Origin of the sequence: Saccharopolyspora ipomoeae (genome assembly GCF_029952525.1) — a bacterium.
GTDB classification, from domain to species: domain Bacteria; phylum Actinomycetota; class Actinomycetes; order Mycobacteriales; family Pseudonocardiaceae; genus Saccharopolyspora; species Saccharopolyspora ipomoeae.
This window is the reverse complement of record NZ_JASAOF010000005.1, coordinates 143,251-163,870: the sequence shown is the minus strand read 5'-3', so window position 1 is coordinate 163,870 and position 20,620 is coordinate 143,251. Positions and strand designations below refer to the sequence as shown.

Below are 20,620 nucleotides of genomic sequence, written 5' to 3'. Positions count from 1 at the left end.
CGACGGATGTTCGCGGGCCCGGCAGCGCGCAGCATCGTCGGTGACGAGCGGAGGTGCGCGATGACCACGACGACGCCGCGCGGGCGATGGGCGCTCCGGGCGATGGCCACCGACCTGGCGGAGGCCTACCGGAGCGGGTCGCGGGGGGAGCGCGCCTGCTACCGGGTGGCGGCGCTGCTGCTGGTCAGCGGGCTGGTCCACCTCGGCGTGCTGCTGGTGACGGGCGGGCAGTGGAGCGGGCCGCTGTCCTGGCGCAAACCGGCGACCTTCGGCCTGTCGTTCGGGCTGACGCTGGCCACGCTGACCTGGGTGCTGTCGTTCGTGCCGATGCGCCCCCGGAGCCGCTCGCGGCTGCTGGCGATCTTCGCCGCGGCGTGCGCGGTGGAGGTCGCCGGGATCACGATGCAGGCGTGGCGGCGAGTCCCGTCGCACTTCATCCCGCCCGAGACGGCCACCGCCGCCGACGTCGTCGCCGCGGCCTCGGCGGCGCTGGGAGCGGTCGCGATCGTCGGGGTGATCACCGCGGTGACGGCGACCGTTCTGCGCAGGCACGCGGACGTCCCGCCGAGCATGCGGCTGGCGCTGCGCGTCGGGTTCCTCTCGCTGATGGTCGCGCTGGCGATCGGAGTGCTGATGATGGCCCGGGGAACGGTGCTCACCCGCGTGCAGGGCGACGTGGCGCAGGCGTTCGCGTTCACCGCCGGGCTCAAGCCCGCGCACGCGGCCACGATGCACGGGGTTCTCGTGCTGCCCGCCCTGGCCTGGTTCCTGCGCTACGCCGAGCGCCCGGAACGCTTCCGCCTCACCGTCGTTCGGCTCGCCGCATCCGGGTACGGAGCCTTCGCAGCGGTCGTCGTGGTGGTGACGCTGTTCGGGCTCGACCCGGCCGGTGCCGTCCCGGCGGTGCTGGAAGGCGCCGGGGTACTGGCGCTCGTCGCGGCGGGGGTGGTGGCGGTGCGCGCGGTCGCGGCGCCCCAGCCGACGTGGAACATGTTCCAAAAATGGAGCGGTCGCGGGTAGTCTCGGCGCGGACGCGAGGAGGCGCTGTGGCGATTCGGGTGGCTCACCTGGGAACCGGGAACGTGGGGCGGCTCGCCCTGGCGGGGCTGATCGAGGCGGACGAGTGCGAGCTGGTCGGCGTGTGGGTGTCGAACCCGGACAAGATCGGGCGCGACGCCGGTGCCCTCGCCGGGCTCGACGTCGTCACCGGCCTCACCGCGACCGGTGAGCTCGACGACGTCCTGGCCGCGCGCCCGGACTGCGCCGTGTACTGCGCGATGGGCGACACCCGCCCGGTGGAGGCGATCGCCGACGTCCGGCGGCTGCTGGAAGCCGGGATCGACGTCGTCGGCTCGGCCCCGGTGACCTTCCAGTACCCGTGGCAGGTGTTCCCGCCGGAGATGATCGAACCCGTGGAGCGGGCCGCCCGCGAGGGCGGAGCGAGCCTGTTCATCACCGGTGTGGACCCCGGTTTCGCCAACGACCTCATCCCGTTCGCGCTGGCGAGCACCTGCCGTCGCGTCGAGCGGGTGCGCTGCCTGGAGATCGCCGACTACGCCACCTACGACGGCGCCGAGGTCATGTTCGACGTCATGGGCTTCGGCAAGCCAGGGGACGAGACGCCGATGCTCTACCGGCCGGGCGTGCTCGGCATGGCGTGGGGGACGACGATCCGGCAGCTCGCGGCGGGTTTCGGCATCGAGGTCGACGAGATCACCGAGCACGTCGAGCGCGAACCCGCGCCGGAGGCGTTCGACGTCGCGGCCGGCCACATCCCCGCGGGCGGCACCGCCGCGGTCCGCTTCGAGATCACCGGCGTGGTGGCCGGTGAGCCCGCGATCGTCGTCGAGCACGTGACCCGGCTGCGCGACGACCTGCGGCCGGACTGGGCACGACCGGCCCAGCCCGGCGGTTCCTACCGGGTGGAGATCACCGGTGAGCCGTCCTACGCCGTCGACATCTGCCCGAGCAGCCGGGAGGGCGACCACAACCACGCCGCGATCGTCGCCGCCGCGGGCCGCATCGTGAACGCCATCCCGGCGGTGGTGGCCGCAGAACCCGGCATCCGCACGACCCTCGACCTGCCGCTGGGGACCGGCAGGGGTCGGTTCAGTCGTGCGGCACGTCGGCGGTGAGCCCGCCGTCGACGACGAACTCCGAGCCGGTCGCGAACGACGACTCCTCGCTGGCCAGGAACACCACGAACGTCGCGACCTCCTCCGGGTCGGCGGCGCGGCCCAGCGGGGTCTTGATCATGTCCTCGGGGATGTTCTCGGTCATCGGCGTGCGGATCAGCCCGGGGTGCAGGGAGTTCACCCGGATCTTGTGCGGTGCGAGCTCCAGCGCCGCCGACTTCGCCAGCCCCCGCACGGCCCACTTGGTGGCGACGTAGCCGTGCGCCCAAGGGCTTCCGCGCAGGCCCTCGATCGACGAGACGTTGATGATCGAGCCGCCACCCGCCGCCTTCATCGGCTCCACGGCGGCCTGCATGCCGAGGAACGTGCCGGTGAGGTTGACGTCGAGGATCTTCTGCCAGCGCGCCAGGTCGAAGTGCTCGATCGCGCTGCCGTTGACGATGCCCGCGTTGTTCACGAGGACGTTGAGCAGCCCGAACTCGGCCACCGCGAGCTCGGTGGCCCGCGCCCAGTCCTCGGGCTCGGTCACGTCCAGGTGCACGTAGCGGGCGGCCTCGCCGAGCTCGTCGGCCAGCGCCTGGCCCTGCTCGTCGAGGATGTCGCCGATGACGACCCGCCCGCCCTCGGCGACGAGCGCCCGAGCGTGCGCGGCGCCCATGCCCCGAGCCCCACCGGTGATGACGGCTGCTGTGCCCTCCACGCGTCCCATGCCGGACGACGCTACCCGAGATGTAGAACATGTTTCAATCACGAGCGCGCTGACCAGGTCGATCATGCGTCCGACGGGAGGATTAGGATGGTCCGGATGACCGCATTCGACGACCTCGACCACCTGGACGCCTCGGCCCTGCCGGAGCGCCAGCAGCGCATCCTGGCCACCATCCGGGACTGGGTGGTCGAGCACGGCTACGCGCCGAGCACCCGGCAGATCGGTGAGGCGGTCGGGTTGCGCTCCACCTCCTCGGTGTCCCGGCACCTGGCGGCCCTGGAGGACAAGGGCTTCCTGAAGCGCAGCGAAACCCTGTCCCGGCCGATCGACGTGCGACTCTTCCTGCGCGACGGGCGTTCCGGGTCCGGCGACGAGCGCAACGTCCCGGTGCCGGTCGTCGGCGACATCGCCGCCGGAACGCCCATCGCCGCCGAGGAGCACGTCGACGACGTGCTGACGCTGCCGCGCGAGCTCACCGGCCGCGGCAACGTGTTCGGGCTGCGCGTGCGCGGTGACTCGATGGTCGACGCCGCCATCTGCGACGGCGACATCGTCGTGGTGCGCCAGCAGTCCGAGGCGCACTCCGGGCAGATCGTCGCCGCGATGCTCGACGACGAGGCCACGGTCAAGGTCTTCCGCCGCCGCAACGGCCACGTCCACCTCGAACCCCGCAACCCCGACTACGAGGTCATCGACGGCGACGACGCCGTCATCCTCGGCACGGTCGTCTCCGTGCTCCGCAACGTCTGAGCGGACTCACGCGTGGGCGCGCAGCGCCGCGATGAGCCACTCGAAGTTCGGCACGTGCGGCTCGAACGCGGGCCAGCCGTTGAGCACGCCCAGCAGCTGCCAGTAGCGCTCGACGCGCCGATCGGTGAAGGTCTCGACCGTGTCGGCCAGCGCCAGCCGCTCCTCCGCGCCCAAGCCCGGGTCGACGATGCGGTCCAGGAACTCCGCGCCGCGGGCGGATTCCGGTGCGACGCCCTCGCGCAGCGCCTCGGCGCCGTGCTCCATCACCTTCTCCGGCGTGTAACCGCCCGGCTGCTCGATGCCCTGGGCCCCGGTCACCGCCATCTCGCGGCAGCGGCGCCGGAAGTCCTCGTCGGCGACGAGCTCGGCGAGCTCGACCCACGCGTCCACCTGCTCGGTGGTGGGGTCGTCCGGTAGAGCCGGTGGCATCGAGCGCATGCCCTGGGCGATGTGCGCGCCCGGGGCGTCGTCGTCGATGCCCTCGAAGGTCGTGCCGACGAAGTCGTCGATGATGCGCTGGCGCTCGTCGGCCGACATCTTGGCCACCTCGTGCATGGTCCTCATCTCCTCGGTCGTGGTTCCTCGGCGAGCGATCCACCGCAGCACGGCGCGCCGGGTCTGGAGGGTGCGCAGCTCCCCGTCGAGCGCCCGCAGGTGCTCCTCGGCCACGTCCTGGACCGTGACCTGGCGCGACAGCACCTGCCGCACCGAGGCCAGGTCCAGCCCCAGTTCCCGCAGCGTGCGCACCAGGTCCAGGCGCGCGACGGCTTCGGCGTCGTAGAGCCGGTAGCCGCCGGCCGAACGCCCGCTGGGCGTCACGACCTCGCTGTCGGACCAGAAGCGGATGGTCCGCACCGCCAGCCCGGTCCGCTGCGCCAGCTCACCGATGGTGAACAGCTCGGGTTCCTCGCTCACGGGATCCACCTTCAACCTTCCACCGACTGGAGACTCAAGCCCATTTTCCAACGGAACTTCCGAGAGCCCCATTCGTCACCCCGACGGCGCCTCGGACGGGCCGCGCGCGGAGCGCTCGGCCGGGTTCCGGCACCGGTACGGGTGTTCGGTTTTCGGGGGAGCGCACGGCCTACCGGTGATCCGTGTGATTAAGTCCACAGTGGATTATCGGAACAGGCTCGTACCGTGTCATTTTGGTTGTTCCACTTTCGGTTGATCCTTTGTGGACTATCGCCTCACGGGGAGGTTCGACATGCCGCCCGATCGGTGAACGCGGGCGATCGCGCCACTTCAGTTTCGATCTTGGTCCGGTCGATACTTCCCGACGAAGCGGACAACGGAGGAGCCGCTCGAACGAATCGGAGGAATGGGATGACCGCTGTCGGACTGAATCGATACGGGCCGGCGCCGGAAGTGCTGGCCCTGAACTGTCCACTGTGCACCGGCGAGGTGCGGTGGCTGGAACCCCCGCTGCAGCGCTGGTTCTGCCCCGACTGCGCCGTGTTCTGGCGCGACCCCTGCGGACCCGGGCTGCTGGAAGACCCGATCCGCACCGGCGGCGCCGTGATCACCACCGCCCCGGCGCTGCTGGGAGGGGACCGGTCGTGACCAACACCCAGCCGGTCCAGGTGCACAGCTGCACGCGGACCATCACGCCCGCGCACACCGTGCCGAGCATCCTGCCCGGAACCCTGCTGGCGCGGCGCGGCGAACCGGTGCTCGCCACCGGCACCATGATCGCGATGCTGGAGGACGCGACCTGGGAGCTGCTCGCCCCCGACGTGCCCGACGAGTTCGCGATGCTCGGCTGCGGCGGGGTGTACGAGCACACCGCGCCGACGCTGCCCGGTCAGGTGGTGCGCATCGAGGTCGAACGAGGCCCGGCGCCCGACGTCGGCCGCCAGACCTGGACCGCCCGCGCGATCAACGTCGACACCGGCCGGCAGGCCGGGGTGCTGCACCACCAGGTGGCCACCGTCGACCGCGCTCGCTTCCACCGGAAGCTCTACCGATGAGCGCTCCGTTAGCCGAACACCTGGACGCGGCCTGCTCACCCGCGCAGACGCGAGCAGGCCGTCCAGGACGCGCGTTTCAGCCCAGCGCCGCCCGGAGCTCCTCCGGCGCGGGCAGGGCGTCGAAGACGACCTCGGCGCCGGCGGACCGCAGTTCGTCGGCGCTGTGGGAACCGGTGGCGACCGCGACCAGCCGCGCACCCGACTCGTGGGCAGCGCGCACGTCGTTGAGCGTGTCGCCGATGAGCACGATCCGCTCGGGGGAGAAGTCGATGCCGAGCTCCCGCGCCGCCCGCTCCCGGGCGACCGGCACCAGACCGCCCCGGCGCAGGTGGTCGTCGCCGAAAGCGCCGATCGCCAGGTCGAAGTGGCCGAGCAGGTCGAACGCGTCGAGCTTGATCCGCGCGACCTCCGCGGTGTTGCCGGTCAGCACGCTCTGGTGCACCGCCGGATCGGCGTCGAACGCCGACAACGCCTCCCGCACCCCGGGCAGCACCCGGCCGCGGGCGACCAGCTCCCCGCGCACCTCGTCGAAGACCTCGGCCAGCGCCGCGGTCATCGCCGCCACCCTCTCGCGGGTCGGTTCGAGGGCGTGGGCGCGCAGCATCCGGTCGATGGTGCCGAGGTCGGTGCGCCCGTCCATCATCGCCCGCTCCCGCACGGGTTCTCCGGTGACCTGCGGGAAGATCCGCTCGTAGGCCGCGCCGCCCAACCCCACCGAATCGATCAGCGTGTGGTCGACGTCCCACAACACCAGCCGGTCGTCCACAACGCTCCTCAGGGCTGTTCCGCGGTCGGATGCGGCTCCGCCGCACGCATGAACCCTAGTCGGTCGAGGGCTTCTGCCCCGCGGTGTGCAGGCCGCGAACTTCCTCGCGCAGCTGCTGGAGCTCGGCGAGCAGGATCGCGGTCTGGTTCTCCTCGGCGCGCTCGTGCTCGCGGGCCACCTGCGACTCCATCGCCGAGACCGTCACCGCGATGAACAGGTTGAGCACCGTGAAGGTGGTGACCGCGATGTAGCCGATGAAGAAGATCCACGCCAGCGGCTCGGCCTCCATCACCGACCGCGCCACCTCCGACCAGGCCTCCCCGGTCATGACCTGGAACAGGGTGAACAGCGAGGCGCCCAGGTCGCCGAAGTACTCCGGGGCGACGGCGCTGAACAGCTTGGTCGCGATCACCGAGCCCACGTAGAGGATCAGTGCCAGCAGCGCCGCGATCGAGGCCATGCCCGGCAGCGCGCCCAGCAGGGCTCCGACGACCCGCCGCATGCTGGGGATCGCCGAGATCAGCCGCAGCGCCCGCAGGATCCGCAGCGCCCGCAGCACCCCGAGCGAACCCGTCGTCGGCAGCAGCGCGACGCCCACGATGATCGCGTCGAAGCAGTTCCACGGGTCGCGGAAGAACCGGGGCCCGTGCGCGTAGAGGCGGGCGCCGAGCTCGACGGTGAAGATCAGCAGTGCGATCCGGTCGGCCGCGTGCAGCACCTCGCCGTAGTCCTCGACCAGCGACGGCGAGGTCTCGCAGCCCAAGGTCACCGCGTTGAGCAGGATGACCCCGATGATGAACTGCTGGAACCGCGGTGCCTCGACCAGCTCGCGCAACCGTTCGCGTGTGCTCACGTGTCGTCCCCCGACGTCGTACTCGGTGTGATCGCCGATCAACTTAACCGGCGACGTCCGGGATCCCGCGCAGGCACGACCGACTGTCGTCCACGGCACAGCGGGGTCAGGCCCGGCGGGCGTGCAGCGCGCGCACCTCCTGCGCCAGCTCCGGGTCCGGTCCGTCGACGTCGACACCCGGTGCGACCGCCTCGATCGGCAGCGACGCGACGGGCGAGGCGGGAAGCCCCAGCTCACCGGCCCACTGGCCGAGCTGCGCCGACGACGAGGCGTAGACGATGCGGCCCAGCCCGACCCAGGCGTGCGCCGCCGAGCACATCGGGCAGTGCTCGCCGGAGGTGTAGACGGTGCAGCGCGGGCGGACCCCGGCGACGACGTTGTCCGCCGCCCAGCGCGCGATCGCGAACTCGGGGTGCTGGGTGCGGTCGCCACCTGACACGTGGTTGTGGTCCTCGAAGAGCACGTCGCCCTCGGGGGAGACGAGCACGGAACCGAACGGTTCGTCCCCGGACTCCAGCGCGCGGGCGGCGAGTCCCACGGCGCGGCGCAGGAAATCGCGGTCGGTGTCGCTGATGGTCATGCGTTCACGCTAGCGCGAGGCCCTCGCGCTCACCGGCCGCGCGCGGACGGGGGAGGCAGCACGTCCGGCGACGGGCGCAGACCGTCGATGAGCAGCGCGAGGTAGCGGCGGCGGTCCCGGCCCTCGGGGTCGTCGGGGTGGACGGTGCTCAGCACCATGAAGATGACCGCGGCCAGGTCGCGGACCTCCAGCTCCGGCCGGACCACGCCCTCGGCGATCGCGCGGTCCAGCATCCGCCGCAGCGAATTCGCGCACCGCTGCACGCTTTCCACGTCGACGACGCGGGCCTCCCGGGCCACCGCGAGCAGTCCCCGGCGCCGGGCGAGGGAGTCGACGGCCGTGCGCAGCAGGTCGGTCAGGTGGTGCCAGGCGTCGTCGGTGCGCGCGTCGGCCACCGGCTCGACCTCCGTGGTGAGCACGTGGTCGAAGGCCGCGCGCACCACCTCGTCCCGGTTTCCGAAGCGCCGGTAGAGCGTCGCGACGCTCACGGCCGCGCGGTCGGCGATCTCGTCGAGCGTGACGTCCGGCCCCGCGTCCTCGAACGCCGCCAGCGCGGCGTCGACGATCCGCTGGTGGTTGCGCGCGGCGTCCGCCCGCAATGTCCGCTCCGCCATGGCACGGGACCGTAACAGCACCGCACGGCCGCGAGCTCAGGCGCTCACCAGGTCAGCTCCAGCCGTTCCAGCCCGTAGACGGCGTTGAAGACGCGGAAGTCCGGCTGCGCTTCCGGATCCGCCAGCGCCAGTCCGGGGAAGCGGCGCAGCAGCGCCGGGAAGGCGATGCGCATCTCCATCCGCGCCAGCGGGGCGCCGAGGCAGTGGTGCACGCCGTGGCCGAACGCGAGGTGCCCGCCGACTCCCCGGGTGATGTCGAGGGTCTCCGGGTCGTCGATGAACGAGGCGTCGCGGTTGGCGGTGGGGATCGACAGCATCACCAGCTCGCCCTCCGCAATGGTGTTCCCGGCGATCTCCACCTCCTCGGTGGTCATCCGCATCGCCACCGAGTGCACGATGGACAGCCAGCGCAGCAGCTCCTCCACGGCGGGCTCGATCATCGCCGGGTCGTCGCGGACCAGGGCGAGCTGGTCCGGGTTCTGCAGCAGCGCGAGGGTTCCCAGCCCGAGCATGTTCGAGGTGGTCTCGTGCCCGGCGAGCAGCAGCAGCGAGCAGATGCCGACCAGCTCGTCGGTGGTGATGTCGGAACCGTGCTCGCGCACCAGCATCCCGAGCATGTCCTCGCCCGGGTCGGCCTGGGCGCGCTCGACGAGCCCGGCCATGTAGTCGCGGTTGGCGTGCTGGGCGGCCATCCGCTCATCCGCCGGCAGCGAGGTGTCGAGCAGTCGGGCCGAGATGCTCTGGAACTCGTCGCGATCCGAGTAGGGCACGCCCAGCAGCTCGCAGATCACCAGCGAGGGCACCGGCAGCGCGAAGCGGGACACCAGGTCGGCGGGCTTGCCCGCCCGCTCGACGTCGTCGAGGGCGGCCTCGACGATCTCCACGATCCGCGGTTCGAGCCGGCGCATCCGGCGCACGGTGAACTCCGGGGTGAGCATCCGGCGCAGCCGCGAGTGCTCCGGCGGGTCGTAACCGAGCAGGCCACCGGCCCGCAACCGGGCGGCTTCCTCGTCGCTGAGCCGGGCTTCCAGCGGTGAGGTGGCGCGGGCCCGGGCGTTGCTGAACCGCGCCGGGTCGCCGAGCACGCGTCGCACGTCGGCGAAGCGGGTCACCAGGTACCCGGTCTGGCCGAAGGGCGAGTCGACCCGCACCACGCCGTCGCCGTCGCGCACCTCGCCGAGCTCGGCGGCGGGCCCGAACCCGTCGCGTCGCATCGGCAGCGCCAGTTCCGCCGTCATCGTCCGCCCGCCCTTCCTCGCATTCCACGTCTAAGTGAGAGGCTACTAGCACTTAGGTGGGGTCTGCCACGCTCATCCGGTGGGAGCGCGCTCCGCGACGGTCTCGGGTGCCCGCTCCGGGTTCCTGCGGTGCAGGAGCAGGATCAGGGCGAGGAAGACGACCACCGCCGCGAGCGTGACCAGCAGCCACGCCGACCAGCCCGCGGCGTCGGCCAGCCGGGGGGCCAGCAGCACCGCCGCGAGCACGACGAGCCTGCTGACCAGGTGCTGCAGGCCGAAGGCCGTGCCCTCGGCGTCGACGTGGATCTCCTCGACGTAGGCGGCGAAGGCCGCCATCCACGGCCCGAAGATCGCACCGAGCGCGACGCCCAGGCCGATGAACACCACCACGACGGCCGCTGCGGGGGCGTCGGTGCCCAGTCCCAGCAGGGCGATGAGCGCCAGCAGCGCCGCCGCCGAGGTCGCTCCGCCGGTGAGCAGGAACGGGGTGCGCCGCTGGAGCCGGTCCGACCAGCGCGAGAGTCCCAGGCTCGCAACGAGGTTCGCGCCCCAGAAGAACATCATGATCAGCGACGCGAACCGCACCTGAACCCCGAGCGCCTCGCCGAGCAGGACCTGGCCGTAGGCGTTGAGCGTGCCCAGCAGCAGGAACAGCGCCGACATCGCCGCCACGTAGGTCCACGCCGTCGCGTTCCGCAGCGGGGAGCCGGTCCTGGTCGGCGTGATCGGCCGGACGGCCTCCTCGGACAGCCGGATCTCGCGCCGCACCGGCGGGGCGAGCTCGCGCAGCGTCGCGGCGACCACGACCGCGCCGGCCAGCGAGATCCCGGCCATCAGGTAGAGCTGCGCCTGCCAGGTCCCGCCGAGCAGGTCCAGCGTCAGCGCGGTGATGGCCGCGGCGAAGAAGTTGGCGCCGACGGTGCCCCAGGAGAAGAACGCGAACGCCTGCGCCCGGCCCATCCGCGGCGCGAAATCCCGCACCAGCGGGGCACTTCCGGCCGCCGCGATGCCCTCGACGAGCGCGAGCAGGACGCGTGCGGCGGTGAACTGCGCCTCGGAGGTGGAGGTGGCCATGAACAGGCACGCCAGGCCGGACAGGAACAGGAACGGCACCATCAGCCGCACCCGGCCCAGCCGGTCCACCAGCTTGCCGCCGACGAACCCGGCCACCGCGCCGACCAGCAGCGACACCGCGGTGATCGCGCCGTAGCGGCCCAGCGGCATGCCCAGGTCGGCGAGCAGCAGGCTCAGCACCGGCGCGAGCTGCCCCTCGTAGGCGGTGAGGAACATGGCCAGGATCGCGGCGGCGAGCAAACCGCGCCGCCGCGCGCCGGTCGGATAGGTCTGCAGCTCACGACGATGTGGCAGCACGGCACCGCTCCTCACTGTTCGAGACAGCAGGTCCAGTCATGGACAAGCTGTCCAGAAACTAACCCGAGGTGCGGGTCGGCTCAAGCGGCTCTCAGGATTCGAGGTCCGGTGGCGGGCCGTCGAAGCCGAGGCCCCACCACCGGCCGTGCCGGGACAGCGAGGCCAGCATCCGCGCCGCCTCGGGCAGCGGCATCGGCGGTTCTGGGCTGGCGAAGTACCAGGTCAGCACGGCGGTCACCTCGCCGACCCAGGTGCGCGCCAGCAGGTCGATGTCCAGTCGCGGTGTCACGCCGTTGGTCTCGGCGCGGCCGGAGAACTCGGCGCGCACCGACCGGGACAGCGCCTCGGTGAGCGCGTGCAGCGCCCGGCCGTCGCCGTCGCCGCGCAGGATCAGCCGGTAGACCTCGCTGCGCTCCTCGGCGTGCTCGAACAGGGCGCGCACCGGGCGTCCGTTGAAGCCCTCCGCCGTGTCCAGCGCGGGCTGAGTGCGCTCGGCGAGCTCGCCGAGCAGGGTGCGCACGACCGCGTCGAAGAGCTCGTCCTTGTCGCTGTAGTGCGTGTAGAACGTCGCGCGCCCGACGTCGGCCCGCTCGGCGATCTCCTCGACGGTCAGCGGGGCGTAGCCGCGCTCCAGGGCGAGGTCGACGAGCGCGGTCTGCAGCGCGGTGCGGGTGCGCCGCGTCCTGCGGTCCTCGCGGCGCGGGGTGTCCCGGCGGGAGCCGCCGGTCGTGGTCGGGGCGTTGGTGGGCATGCGCTGATTCTGCCAGCGGACGCCCTGGACAATCCTGGACGGTCTGTCTATAAATGGTCGTCATGTTGCGAACAAGTGGCGTGAACCTCGGTCACTACCTGACGCGCACCGCCCGGAACCGCCCGGACGTGACCGCGCTGACCTGCGCGGATCAGCGCTGGACCTACCGGGAGCTGGATGCCGAGAGCAACCGGATCGCCTCCGCGCTGCGGGCCCGCGGATGCACCGAGGGCACCCGCGTGGCGACCCTCGCGGGCAACCGGGGCGAGCTCGTCGTCGTCGAGATGGCCCTGTGCAAGGCCGGTCTCGTGCGGGTCCCGCTCTCGCCGCGGCTGTCGTCGGCCGAGATCGGCCAGGTCGTCGCCGACGCCGAGCCGCGAGCGGTGTTCGTCGACCGGGCCCACCGCGACACCCTCCGCCCGATCCTCGGCGACGACGTGCTCGTGGTGGAACTCGATGCGGGAGAAGGTCTCTCGTACTCCGAGCTGGTCGCCGAGGGCGACGAGGCGGAGATCGCCGTCGACGTCTCGCCCGACGACCCGGCCGTCCTGAACTTCACCTCCGGCTCCAGCGGCACCCTCAAGGCCGCCGTGCAGACCGTCGGCAACCGGCTGGCCTGCCTGCGCAAGCTCGCGATGCGCGGCACCGGCGAGACCGAGGTCTACCTCGCGCCCGGTCCGATCACCCACGCCAGCGGCATGGGCATCCTGTCCTGCTTCTTCCGCGGGTCGACCGTGGTCGTGCTGCCCGCCTTCGACGTCGAGGGCTACCTCGACGTGCTCGAACGCGAACGCGTCACCACCACGTTCCTGGTGCCCGCGATGCTCAACCGGGTGCTGGCCTCGCCGACGCTGGCCGAGCGCGACCTGTCGAGCCTGCGCTCGCTGACCCTCGGCGGCGCCCCGGTCAGCCCCACCCGGCTGCGCGAGGCGGTCGCGGCCTTCGGGCCCGTCGTCGCGCAGGGCTACGGGCAGGCCGAGACCACCAGCGCGATCACCCACCTCTCGGCCGAGGAGATCGCGCACGCCGTCGAAGCCGACCCCGAACTGCTGCTGTCGTGCGGACGTCCGGTCTTCGACACCGAGGTGCGCGTCGTCGACGACAACGGGAAGCCCGTGCCGCCCGGCGAGATCGGCGAGGTCGTCGCGCGCGGCCCGGACTGCGTGCGGCAGTACCACCGGGCGCCCGAGGCCAGCGCCGAGACGTTCCGCGACGGCTGGGTGCGCACCGGAGACCTCGGCCGGTTCCGCGAGGACGGCTACCTGTTCCTCGTCGACCGCAAGAAGGACATGATCGTCTCCGGCGGTTACAACGTCTACTGCACCGAGGTCGAAGCCGCCCTCTACACCCACGCCGACGTCGACGAGGCCTGCGTCTACGGCGTTCCCGACGACGAGTGGGGCGAGACGGTCAAGGCGTGCGTCGTGCGCCGCCCCGGATCCGACGTCGACGCCGACGCGCTGGTCGAGGCCTGCGCGGCCCGCATCGCCCGGCACAAGCTCCCGCGCGTCGTCGAGTTCCTCGACGCCCTGCCCCGCACCCGCACCGGCAAGGTCGACCGCCGCGCGCTGCGCGAACGCGACTGGACCGGCGTCGACCGCCGCATCGGCTGAGCCCCAGGAGACCGCATGAGCGACATCAGAACCTACGCCGACCAGGTCTGGAACGGCGAGCTCGACGACCACATCGCCGGGAGCGCTCGCGGTGAGGCCGTCGTCGACATCGCCGACGGGCTGGGCCTGCTGCCCGGCTTCGGCAACGCCATCGCCTTCCGCTCCGCCGACGAGCTGTTGCTCTTCGACACCGGCAACCCGCTGTCGGCGAAGCGCACCCACGCGATCCTGCGCGAGTGGAGCGCCGACCCGCTGACGCTGGCGTTCTACTCCCACGGCCACATCGACCACGTCGGCGGGCTCGACCCGTTCGACGCCGAACCCCGTCCGCCGCAGGTCATCGCCCAGGAACGGGTCCGCGACCGGTTCGACCGCTACGCGCTGACCGCCGGCTACAACGCCCTGATCAACCGGCGCCAGTTCGGCATCGCCGACCTGCGCTGGCCGCGCAGCTACCGGCTTCCGGACGTCACCTTCCGCGACGCGCTCACCCTCACCCGCGCCGGGCTGACCTTCGAGCTGTTCCACGCCGAAGGCGAGACCGACGACGCCGCGGTCGCCTACGTCCCCGAGCACCGGCTGCTGCTGCCCGGCGACCTGTTCGTCTGGGTGAGCCCGAACTGCGGCAACCCGCAGAAGGCGCAGCGCTACCCCCGCGAGTGGGCGCAGGCGCTGCGGCGGATGGCCGGGCTCGGCGCCGAGATCATGCTGCCCTCGCACGGCGCCCCGGTCTTCGGCGCCGATCGCATCGAGCAGGCGCTGACCGAGACCGCGGAATGGCTCGAATCCCTGGTGGAGCAGACGCTCGGGATGATGAACGACGGTCACCCGCTCGACGAGATCGTGCAGCGGGTGAGCCCGCCGCCGCACCTGGCGGACCGGGTCTACCTGCGCGCCCGCTACGACGAACCGGAGTTCGTGGTGCGCAACCTCTGGCGCCGCTACGGCGGCTGGTACGACGGCAACCCGGCTCACCTCAAGCCCGCGCCCGACGCGGTGCTGGCCGCAGCCGTGGCCGAACTCGCCGGTGGCGCGCGGGTCCTCGCCGACGCCGCGCTGCGCGCCCGCGACACCGGAGACCTGCGGCTGGCCGGGCACCTGGCCGAGATGGCCACCCGGGCCGAGCCGGGAACGCCCGCGCTGCACCGGGTTCGCTCCGAGATCTACCAGGCGCGGGCCGAAGCGGAGGAATCGCTGATGGCGCGCGGGATCTTCGGCGAGACAGCCCGGTCCTCCCGCGAGTTGGCAGGGGAGGAGACGGCGTGAGCTTCGAGCTCGAACCCACCCACGACCACGATCCCGAACTCGCCGGGCTGGTCGCCGAGCTGCGCGAGTACCTGCACGGCGAACTCGCCGACTACGAGCGGCGCCACGAGCTCGACCACGAGTCGAAGTACGGGCGCGAGATCCTGCAGCCGGTGTGGAAACGCGCCCGGCAGCTCGGTTTCTACGGCATCCACCTGCCGCCCGAGCACGGCGGGCGCGGGCTCAGCGCCACCCGGCTCGCCGTGCTCAAGGAGGAGGTCGCCGCGTCCGGCCGGGTGCTCGGCCACAGCGTGCTCGGTGACATGGGCGGACCGCTGCGCGCCGGGGCCATCTTCGGTCACGCCACGCCGCAGCAGGTCGAGCGCTACCTGCGACCGGTCGTCGAGGGCGACCGCGCGTGCTGCTTCTCGCTGACCGAACCGGACGCGGGCTCGCACGTCCGCGCCATGCGCACCACCGCCACGCCGGACGGTGAGGGCTGGCGGATCAGCGGGCACAAGGTGTTCAGCTCCGCCGGGCCGTTCGCCGACTTCTCGGTGCTGGTGGCGCGGATGGCCGGGGAGCAGGAGAGCTACTCGGCGTTCCTGGTCGACCTCGACTCGCCCGGGTGCTCGGTGCTGCCCGGCGAGGTGCCGCTGTCCGGCCAGCACATCGAGGCGGACATCGTCCTCGACGACTGCTACGTCGGGCCGGAGCAGCTGCTCGGCGACGTGGGGGAGGGGCTGCGCATCGGACTCGGCCGGGTCACCACCAACCGGTTGCTGCACTGCCCGACGGTGCTGGGCAGCACCCGCAGGCTGATCGCGCTGACGCGGGAGCACGTCCGGGGTCGTGAGGTCGCGGGCGGGCCGATGGCCGGGTTGCAGAGCGTGCAGCACAAGCTCGCCGACATGGCCACCGCCCACTACGCGGCGCGCGCCATGACCTACGACGCGCTCGCCGACCTCGACGCAGGCAGGCGCCCGGCGACGGAGGCCTTCATGTGCAAGCTGTTCGTCGCCGAGAACGCCTTCCGCATCGCCGACGACGCGATGCAGCTCCACGGCAAGGCCGGGATGGTCCGCGGCTCGGAGGTCGAGTCGCTGTTCCGCCGACTGCGCATGTTCCGCGTCCTCACGGGTTCCTCCGAGATCCAGAAGAACGCCATCGCGAAATACCTGCTGGGCTGACGCGCCGACACCGAACGGTCCCCACGACGCCCCCGCACCGAGTTGACCCGATTTCAATGGAAGTCGGCCCCCCGATTTCCATTTGGAATCGGGGGGACCGCGGGAGAGCCGGGGGCCGTTCGGGTCGGAATCCGGCATCGGGTGGTCGTCGGTGCGTTTCGGGCGGTCGCGGGTTTTCTAGGGAGATCGGCCGGTCCGCCGGGCTAGGGTGCCGGGAGGTCGTGGATCGGTCGAGTGTCCTGGGGGATGCTGTGGAGCACGTCGTTGTCAGCGGGGGAGGGATCGCGGGGACTGCGCTGGCGCTGGCCCTGCGCAGCGCCGGAATCGCGGTGACCGTGGTGGAATCGCGCCCGGCCGACCACGGCGAGGGCGCGGTGGTCCGGTTGAACCCGAACGGGATGGACGCGCTGCGCGCTGTGGACGCCCACCAGCCGGTGATCGCCCGCTCGTTCCCGCTGGTGCGCACCGAGCGCATCCGCCCCGACGGCACCCGCGTCGGGTACTCGCTGGGCGCCGATCCGAGCTCGGAGCGCGGACTGCCGCGCGTCATGCACTGGCCGGTGCTCTCGGCGGTGCTGCGCGAGCAGGCACTCGAACGCGGCGCCGAGTTCCGGCACGGTTCCCGCGTCGTCGAGGCCGACCCGGCCGCCGCCGCGGTGACGCTGGCCGACGGCAGCCGCGTCGAGGGCGACGTCCTCGTCGGTTCGGACGGCGCGAACTCGCTGGTGCGCGGCCGGATCAACCCCGACGGGCCGGAACCGGAGCGCCTGGGCACCCGCACGATCTACGGTTACGCGGCCGAACCGGGCTGCGAACCGCCGCCCCCGGAGGTGCTGCGCTCCTACGTGGGCGCGAAGGGCTTCTTCGCCGCCACCCGCGACTCGCACTCCGGCGGCTGCTTCTGGTTCACCAGCCTGCGTTCCCCGGTCCCGCGCCGCCGCGACGCACCTCAGGACGTCGACGCGCTGCGCGCCGAGATGACCGAGCTGTTCGCCGCCGACGACACCCTCGCCCCGACCGTCGTCGGCAACTCCGAGCGCATCCTGTCCTTCGACGACCACGCCCTGCCGCACGTCCCGCGCTGGCACCGCGACCGCGCGATCATCATTGGAGACGCCCTGCACGTGGCCCCACCCGCCTCCGAGCAGGGCGCGGCGATGGCGGTCGAGGACGGGGTCCAGCTCGCCCGCTGCCTCCGCGATCACACCACCCCCGCAGCGGCCTTCGCGGCCTTCGAACACCTCCGCCGGGAGCGGGTCGAAGCGGTCGTCGCGATGGGCCGAACGGGCACCAGCCGAGCCCACCACCCCCTGTCCCGCCGCCTCCGGGACCTCCGCGCCAAGACCAAGCGGGCCTTCGCCTGGCAGCGCAAACCCCCGATGGGCCGGGGCTGGGCCTACGACCACCACATCGACTGGACCTCCAAGACCAGCTGAAACCAGGACGGATACCGCAGTCCTCGTCGGGTCGAGAACCGCGGTTCTCGCGGTTGGCGGGGGTTGCGGCGTGGGTCACACTTGGGTCGTGCGCGAGGAGAGCTTGGAGGCGGCGTTGCCGGTGGGGGAGGACCCCCACCGGTACGCGCGGCTGCTGGCTCGGGTTCACGACGCGGCGCTCGCCGGGGAGACCCCGCCCGCTCGCCCTCGGGCGGTGATCGGGGCTTCGTGGGGGCGGATGCGGTCGCGGGGGATCGATCCCGAGCGGGGGCGCGCGCCTCGGCAGTTGCGGGCCGACGAGCTGGCCGAGCGGCGGCGGGAGTCGCCGTTGTCCGAGGTCCTGCCGCTGCTGCGCAGCCGCCTCGGCGGGGTCGCCGAGCAGACCGCGAACATCATGGTGATCACCGACGCCGATGGGCACGTGCTGTGGCGGGACGGCAGCGCCGCGGTGCGCCGCAACGCCGACTCGCTCGGCTTCGTCGAGGGCATGAGCTGGGGCGAGGACGTCGTGGGCACCAACGCGATCGGCACCGCCCTGGTCACGGGCCTGCCGATCCAGGTGTACTCCGCCGAGCACTACGTGCGCACCCACCACGCCTGGACCTGCGCCAGCGCACCCCTGCACGACCCGCGCACCGGCCGGCTGCTCGGCGCGGTCGACCTGTCCGGCCCCGCCTCCACCGTCAGCCCCACCACCCTCGCCCTGGTGCAGACGGTCGCGCAGCTGGCCGAGGCACAGCTGCGCACCACCCACCTCACCGCGCTCGAAGGGTTGCGCGGCAGCGCCGTCCCGCTGCTGTCGCGGGTCTCCGGCCGGGCCGCGGTCACCGACCCGCACGGGTGGGTCGCCGCCTCCACCGGCCTCGGCCCGGTCGACCACGTCGCGCTGCCCGCCGGATGCGGCGCGGGACGCGCGTGGCTGCCCGCGCTCGGCGACTGCGCGGTCGAACCGGTGCCGGGCGGATGGTTGGTGCGGCTGCTCGACGACGACGCCACCGCCGCGCTCGACGAGCGCACCCGCGCACGGCTCGACCTGCGCGGTTCCCAGGCCCACGTCGAGGTCGACTCGGCCGCGGGCGGTTGGAGCCACCCGCTGAGCCCCCGGCACGCGGAACTGCTGTTCCTGCTGGCCGCCCACCCCGGCGGGTGCACGGCCGCGCAGCTGGCCGCCGAGGTCTTCGGCGACGAGCGGCGCACGGTCACGGTGCGGGCCGAGATGTCACGGCTGCGCCGGACCCTCGGCGGCCTGCTCGGCAGGCGCCCGTACCGGTTCAGCGAGAACGTCGACGTCGAGGTGCTGCGGCCCGACGACCCGGCCGCGCTGCTGCCGCACTCCACCGCCCCGGCGGTGCGCGGCTGACGCTGCAACCCCCTGCAACCCGTGCGCGCCCGTCTCCGGTGTGGCTCCATGACTGGTGTCATGTGATCGCGACCACTCAAGGGCAACGACGCCCGCGCAGGAGGTAGTCGGCGTGAGCCAGACCGTCGAGCACAACGCGACCCGAGCCCGGGTCGAGCAGTGGATCACCGAGTTCTCCGAGGCCATCGCGGCCCGCGACACCGATCGCGTGGTGTCGCTGTTCGGCGAGGACTGCTACTGGCGCGACCTGATCGCGCTCACCTGGAACATCAAGACCTCCGAGGGGCGCGCGGACATCGCCGCGATGCTCTCGGCGACGCTGGAGCACGCGGCACCGACCGGGTTCACCGTCCTCGGCGAACCGACCGAGTCCGGCGGGGTCACCGAGGCCTGGTTCTCCTTCGAGACGGCCGTCGGGCGCGGCACCGGTCACCTTCGTCTCGTCAACGGCAAGGCCTGGACGTTCCTGACCACCCTCGACGAGCTCAAGGGCCACGAGGAACCCAAGAACCACCGCAGGCCCCGGGGCGCCGAGCACGGCGCGAACCCGGACCGGGTGACCTGGCGCGAGGAGCGGGAGACCGAGCTCGCCGAGCTCGGCCGCACCCGGCAGCCGGAGGTCGTCATCGTCGGCGGCGGGCAGGGCGGCATCGCGCTCGGCGCGCGGCTGCGCCAGCTGGGCGTGCCGACGATCATCGTCGAGCGCAACGAGAAGCCCGGCGACTCCTGGCGCAGGCGCTACAAGTCGCTGGCCCTGCACGACCCGGTCTGGTACGACCACCTGCCCTACATCGATTTCCCGGAGAACTGGCCGGTTTTCGCGCCGAAGGACAAGATCGGCGACTGGCTGGAGATGTACACCAAGGTCATGGAGCTCAACTACTGGGGCTCCACGACGGCGCTGAGCGCGAAGTACGACGAGGACAACGGCCAGTGGGAGCTGGTCGTGGACCGCGACGGCGAGCAGGTCACCCTCCGGCCGCGCCAGCTGGTGATGGCCCTGGGCGTGTCCGGCAAGCCGAACGTGCCCGTCTTCCCAGGTCAGGACCGCTTCCGAGGCGACCAGCACCACTCCTCCGAGCACCCCGGGCCGGACGCCTACCGCGGCAAGAAGGCCGTGGTGATCGGCTCGAACAACTCCTCGCACGACATCTGCGGCGCGCTGTGGGAGGCCGGGGCCGACGTGACGATGGTGCAGCGCTCGTCGACGCACGTGGTGCGGTCGGACTCGCTGATGGAGCACAGCCTCGGCCCGCTGTACTCGGAGGAGGCGGTGGCCGCGGGCATCGACACCCGCACCGCGGACCTGACGTTCGCCTCGATCCCGTACCGGATCCTCAACGAGTTCCAGAAGCCCGCCTTCGACGTGATCCGCGAGCAGGACGCCGAGTTCTACGCGCGGTTGGAGGAGGCCGGTTTCCAGCTGGACTTCGGCGACGACGACTCGGGCCTGTTCATGAAGTACCTGCGCCGCGGCTCGGGCTACTACATCGACGTGGGCGCCTGCGAGCTCATCGCCGACGGCAGCGTGAAGCTCGCCCGCGGCGACGTCGCCGAGCTCACCGAGACCGAGGTGGTGCTGACCGACGGGACCCGGCTGGAGGCCGATCTCGTCGTCTACGCCACGGGTTTCCGGTCGATGAACGGCCTGGCGGCCGACATCGTCGGTCAGGAGGTCGCCGACAAGGTCGGCAAGGTGTGGGGCCTGGGCTCGGACACCACCAAGGACCCCGGCCCGTGGGAGGGGGAGGAGCGCAACATGTGGAAGCCCACCCAGCAGCAGGCGCTGTGGTTCCACGGCGGCAACCTCCACCAGTCCCGCCACTACTCCCTCTACCTGGCCCTGCAGCTCAAGGCCCGAGCCGAGGGGATCCCCACCCCCGTCTACGGCCTCCAGGAGGTCCACCACACCTCCTGACCCACCCACCCGGCCGGGCCCACCCGGGCCCGGCCGGGTGGGGTAGGGCTAGCCCCCAATCTGGGGCGTAGTTGATCTCTCAAGGGGTCTGGCGCGGCTCGCAGCGGCTAGGCTCGCGGCG

The 20,620-nt window shown here is 72.2% G+C and carries 20 protein-coding genes; 11 read left to right on the top strand and 9 right to left on the bottom strand.

Annotated features, from left to right (window positions below; all coding sequences use genetic code 11):
* The first annotated feature begins 60 nt into the window (after nucleotides 1–60).
* Together QFW96_RS11770 and QFW96_RS11765 are read left to right on the top strand one after the other, a co-directional pair.
* Nucleotides 61–1,020: a hypothetical protein gene (locus tag QFW96_RS11770; protein ID WP_281455618.1), complete on the top strand. Its 960-nt coding sequence runs from the start codon at nucleotides 61–63 to the stop codon at nucleotides 1,018–1,020.
* A gap of 26 nt (nucleotides 1,021–1,046) precedes the next feature.
* Entirely contained in the window at nucleotides 1,047–2,135 is a 1,089-nt protein-coding gene (locus tag QFW96_RS11765; RefSeq protein WP_281455617.1) for an NAD(P)H-dependent amine dehydrogenase family protein, read from the top strand.
* On the opposite strand, the gene QFW96_RS11760 is transcribed toward QFW96_RS11765, so the two are convergent.
* Nucleotides 2,110–2,844: a glucose 1-dehydrogenase gene (locus QFW96_RS11760; protein ID WP_281455616.1), complete on the bottom strand. Its 735-nt coding sequence runs from the start codon at nucleotides 2,842–2,844 to the stop codon at nucleotides 2,110–2,112. The genes QFW96_RS11765 and QFW96_RS11760 overlap by 26 nt on opposite strands.
* A 96-nt stretch (nucleotides 2,845–2,940) precedes the next feature.
* On the opposite strand from QFW96_RS11760, the gene lexA reads away from it, so the two are divergent.
* Nucleotides 2,941–3,594, top strand: a complete 654-nt coding sequence (gene lexA / locus QFW96_RS11755; RefSeq protein WP_281455615.1) for a transcriptional repressor LexA — start codon at nucleotides 2,941–2,943, stop codon at nucleotides 3,592–3,594.
* Between the two features lie 6 nt (nucleotides 3,595–3,600).
* Here lexA and QFW96_RS11750 read toward each other — a convergent pair whose 3' ends face one another.
* Entirely contained in the window at nucleotides 3,601–4,509 is a 909-nt protein-coding gene (locus tag QFW96_RS11750) for a helix-turn-helix domain-containing protein (RefSeq protein ID WP_281455614.1), read from the bottom strand.
* A gap of 411 nt (nucleotides 4,510–4,920) precedes the next feature.
* Here QFW96_RS11750 and QFW96_RS11745 point away from each other — a divergent pair, with 411 nt between their 5' ends.
* Together QFW96_RS11745 and QFW96_RS11740 are read left to right on the top strand one after the other, a co-directional pair.
* Nucleotides 4,921–5,157, top strand: a complete 237-nt coding sequence (locus QFW96_RS11745) for a hypothetical protein (RefSeq protein ID WP_281455613.1) — start codon at nucleotides 4,921–4,923, stop codon at nucleotides 5,155–5,157.
* Complete coding sequence (locus tag QFW96_RS11740; protein WP_281455612.1) at nucleotides 5,154–5,564, top strand: thioesterase, FlK family; 411 nt, start codon at nucleotides 5,154–5,156, stop codon at nucleotides 5,562–5,564. Before QFW96_RS11745 ends, QFW96_RS11740 begins: the two co-directional genes overlap by 4 nt.
* A 76-nt stretch (nucleotides 5,565–5,640) precedes the next feature.
* Here QFW96_RS11740 and QFW96_RS11735 read toward each other — a convergent pair whose 3' ends face one another.
* The 7 genes from QFW96_RS11735 to QFW96_RS11705 all read right to left on the bottom strand — a co-directional run bounded on the left by QFW96_RS11735 (nucleotide 5,641) and on the right by QFW96_RS11705 (nucleotide 11,737).
* Entirely contained in the window at nucleotides 5,641–6,330 is a 690-nt protein-coding gene (locus tag QFW96_RS11735; RefSeq protein ID WP_281455611.1) for an HAD family hydrolase, read from the bottom strand.
* Nucleotides 6,331–6,385: 55 nt separating this feature from the next.
* Nucleotides 6,386–7,183, bottom strand: a complete 798-nt coding sequence (locus tag QFW96_RS11730) for an ion transporter (protein WP_281455610.1) — start codon at nucleotides 7,181–7,183, stop codon at nucleotides 6,386–6,388.
* Between the two features lie 106 nt (nucleotides 7,184–7,289).
* Nucleotides 7,290–7,763, bottom strand: a complete 474-nt coding sequence (locus QFW96_RS11725) for a nucleoside deaminase (protein WP_281455609.1) — start codon at nucleotides 7,761–7,763, stop codon at nucleotides 7,290–7,292.
* 29 nt (nucleotides 7,764–7,792) lie between these two features.
* On the bottom strand, nucleotides 7,793–8,377 hold the full coding sequence (locus QFW96_RS11720) for a TetR/AcrR family transcriptional regulator (protein ID WP_281455608.1): 585 nt from the start codon (nucleotides 8,375–8,377) through the stop codon (nucleotides 7,793–7,795).
* 44 nt (nucleotides 8,378–8,421) lie between these two features.
* The gene (locus tag QFW96_RS11715; RefSeq protein WP_281455607.1) at nucleotides 8,422–9,615 is read right to left on the bottom strand and encodes a cytochrome P450; all 1,194 of its coding nucleotides are present in this window, start codon (nucleotides 9,613–9,615) and stop codon (nucleotides 8,422–8,424) included.
* Between the two features lie 72 nt (nucleotides 9,616–9,687).
* The gene (locus QFW96_RS11710) at nucleotides 9,688–10,986 is read right to left on the bottom strand and encodes an MFS transporter (protein ID WP_281455606.1); all 1,299 of its coding nucleotides are present in this window, start codon (nucleotides 10,984–10,986) and stop codon (nucleotides 9,688–9,690) included.
* A gap of 91 nt (nucleotides 10,987–11,077) precedes the next feature.
* On the bottom strand, nucleotides 11,078–11,737 hold the full coding sequence (locus QFW96_RS11705) for a TetR/AcrR family transcriptional regulator (RefSeq protein ID WP_281455605.1): 660 nt from the start codon (nucleotides 11,735–11,737) through the stop codon (nucleotides 11,078–11,080).
* 62 nt (nucleotides 11,738–11,799) lie between these two features.
* Here QFW96_RS11705 and QFW96_RS11700 point away from each other — a divergent pair, with 62 nt between their 5' ends.
* The 6 genes from QFW96_RS11700 (at nucleotide 11,800) to QFW96_RS11675 (ending at nucleotide 20,499) form a co-directional block, all read left to right on the top strand.
* Nucleotides 11,800–13,350: a class I adenylate-forming enzyme family protein gene (locus QFW96_RS11700; protein WP_281455604.1), complete on the top strand. Its 1,551-nt coding sequence runs from the start codon at nucleotides 11,800–11,802 to the stop codon at nucleotides 13,348–13,350.
* A gap of 15 nt (nucleotides 13,351–13,365) precedes the next feature.
* Nucleotides 13,366–14,616, top strand: a complete 1,251-nt coding sequence (locus QFW96_RS11695) for an alkyl sulfatase dimerization domain-containing protein (RefSeq protein WP_281455603.1) — start codon at nucleotides 13,366–13,368, stop codon at nucleotides 14,614–14,616.
* A complete protein-coding gene (locus tag QFW96_RS11690) occupies nucleotides 14,613–15,785 on the top strand; it encodes an acyl-CoA dehydrogenase family protein (RefSeq protein ID WP_281455602.1) in 1,173 nt (390 codons plus the stop codon). Before QFW96_RS11695 ends, QFW96_RS11690 begins: the two co-directional genes overlap by 4 nt.
* 251 nt (nucleotides 15,786–16,036) lie before the next feature.
* A complete protein-coding gene (locus QFW96_RS11685) occupies nucleotides 16,037–17,221 on the top strand; it encodes an FAD-dependent oxidoreductase (protein ID WP_281455601.1) in 1,185 nt (394 codons plus the stop codon).
* Nucleotides 17,222–17,309: 88 nt separating this feature from the next.
* Nucleotides 17,310–18,581, top strand: coding sequence for a helix-turn-helix domain-containing protein (locus QFW96_RS11680; protein WP_281455753.1), 1,272 nt, complete (start codon nucleotides 17,310–17,312; stop codon nucleotides 18,579–18,581).
* A gap of 112 nt (nucleotides 18,582–18,693) precedes the next feature.
* Nucleotides 18,694–20,499 (top strand): NAD(P)-binding domain-containing protein, encoded by a 1,806-nt coding sequence (locus QFW96_RS11675; protein ID WP_281455600.1) that lies wholly within the window; start codon nucleotides 18,694–18,696, stop codon nucleotides 20,497–20,499.
* Nucleotides 20,500–20,620: the final 121 nt, after the last annotated feature.

Bases quoted from the DNA above. Each gene is read 5' to 3' on its own strand.
- QFW96_RS11770 (WP_281455618.1), top strand. From the start codon at position 61: ATGACCACGACGACGCCGCGCGGGCGATGGGCGCTCCGGGCGATGGCC.
- QFW96_RS11760 (WP_281455616.1), bottom strand. From the start codon at position 2,844: ATGGGACGCGTGGAGGGCACAGCAGCCGTCATCACCGGTGGGGCTCGG.
- lexA (WP_281455615.1), top strand. From the start codon at position 2,941: ATGACCGCATTCGACGACCTCGACCACCTGGACGCCTCGGCCCTGCCG.
- QFW96_RS11745 (WP_281455613.1), top strand. From the start codon at position 4,921: ATGACCGCTGTCGGACTGAATCGATACGGGCCGGCGCCGGAAGTGCTG.
- QFW96_RS11725 (WP_281455609.1), bottom strand. From the start codon at position 7,763: ATGACCATCAGCGACACCGACCGCGATTTCCTGCGCCGCGCCGTGGGA.
- QFW96_RS11720 (WP_281455608.1), bottom strand. From the start codon at position 8,377: ATGGCGGAGCGGACATTGCGGGCGGACGCCGCGCGCAACCACCAGCGG.
- QFW96_RS11715 (WP_281455607.1), bottom strand. From the start codon at position 9,615: ATGACGGCGGAACTGGCGCTGCCGATGCGACGCGACGGGTTCGGGCCC.
- QFW96_RS11705 (WP_281455605.1), bottom strand. From the start codon at position 11,737: ATGCCCACCAACGCCCCGACCACGACCGGCGGCTCCCGCCGGGACACC.
- QFW96_RS11700 (WP_281455604.1), top strand. From the start codon at position 11,800: ATGTTGCGAACAAGTGGCGTGAACCTCGGTCACTACCTGACGCGCACC.
- QFW96_RS11695 (WP_281455603.1), top strand. From the start codon at position 13,366: ATGAGCGACATCAGAACCTACGCCGACCAGGTCTGGAACGGCGAGCTC.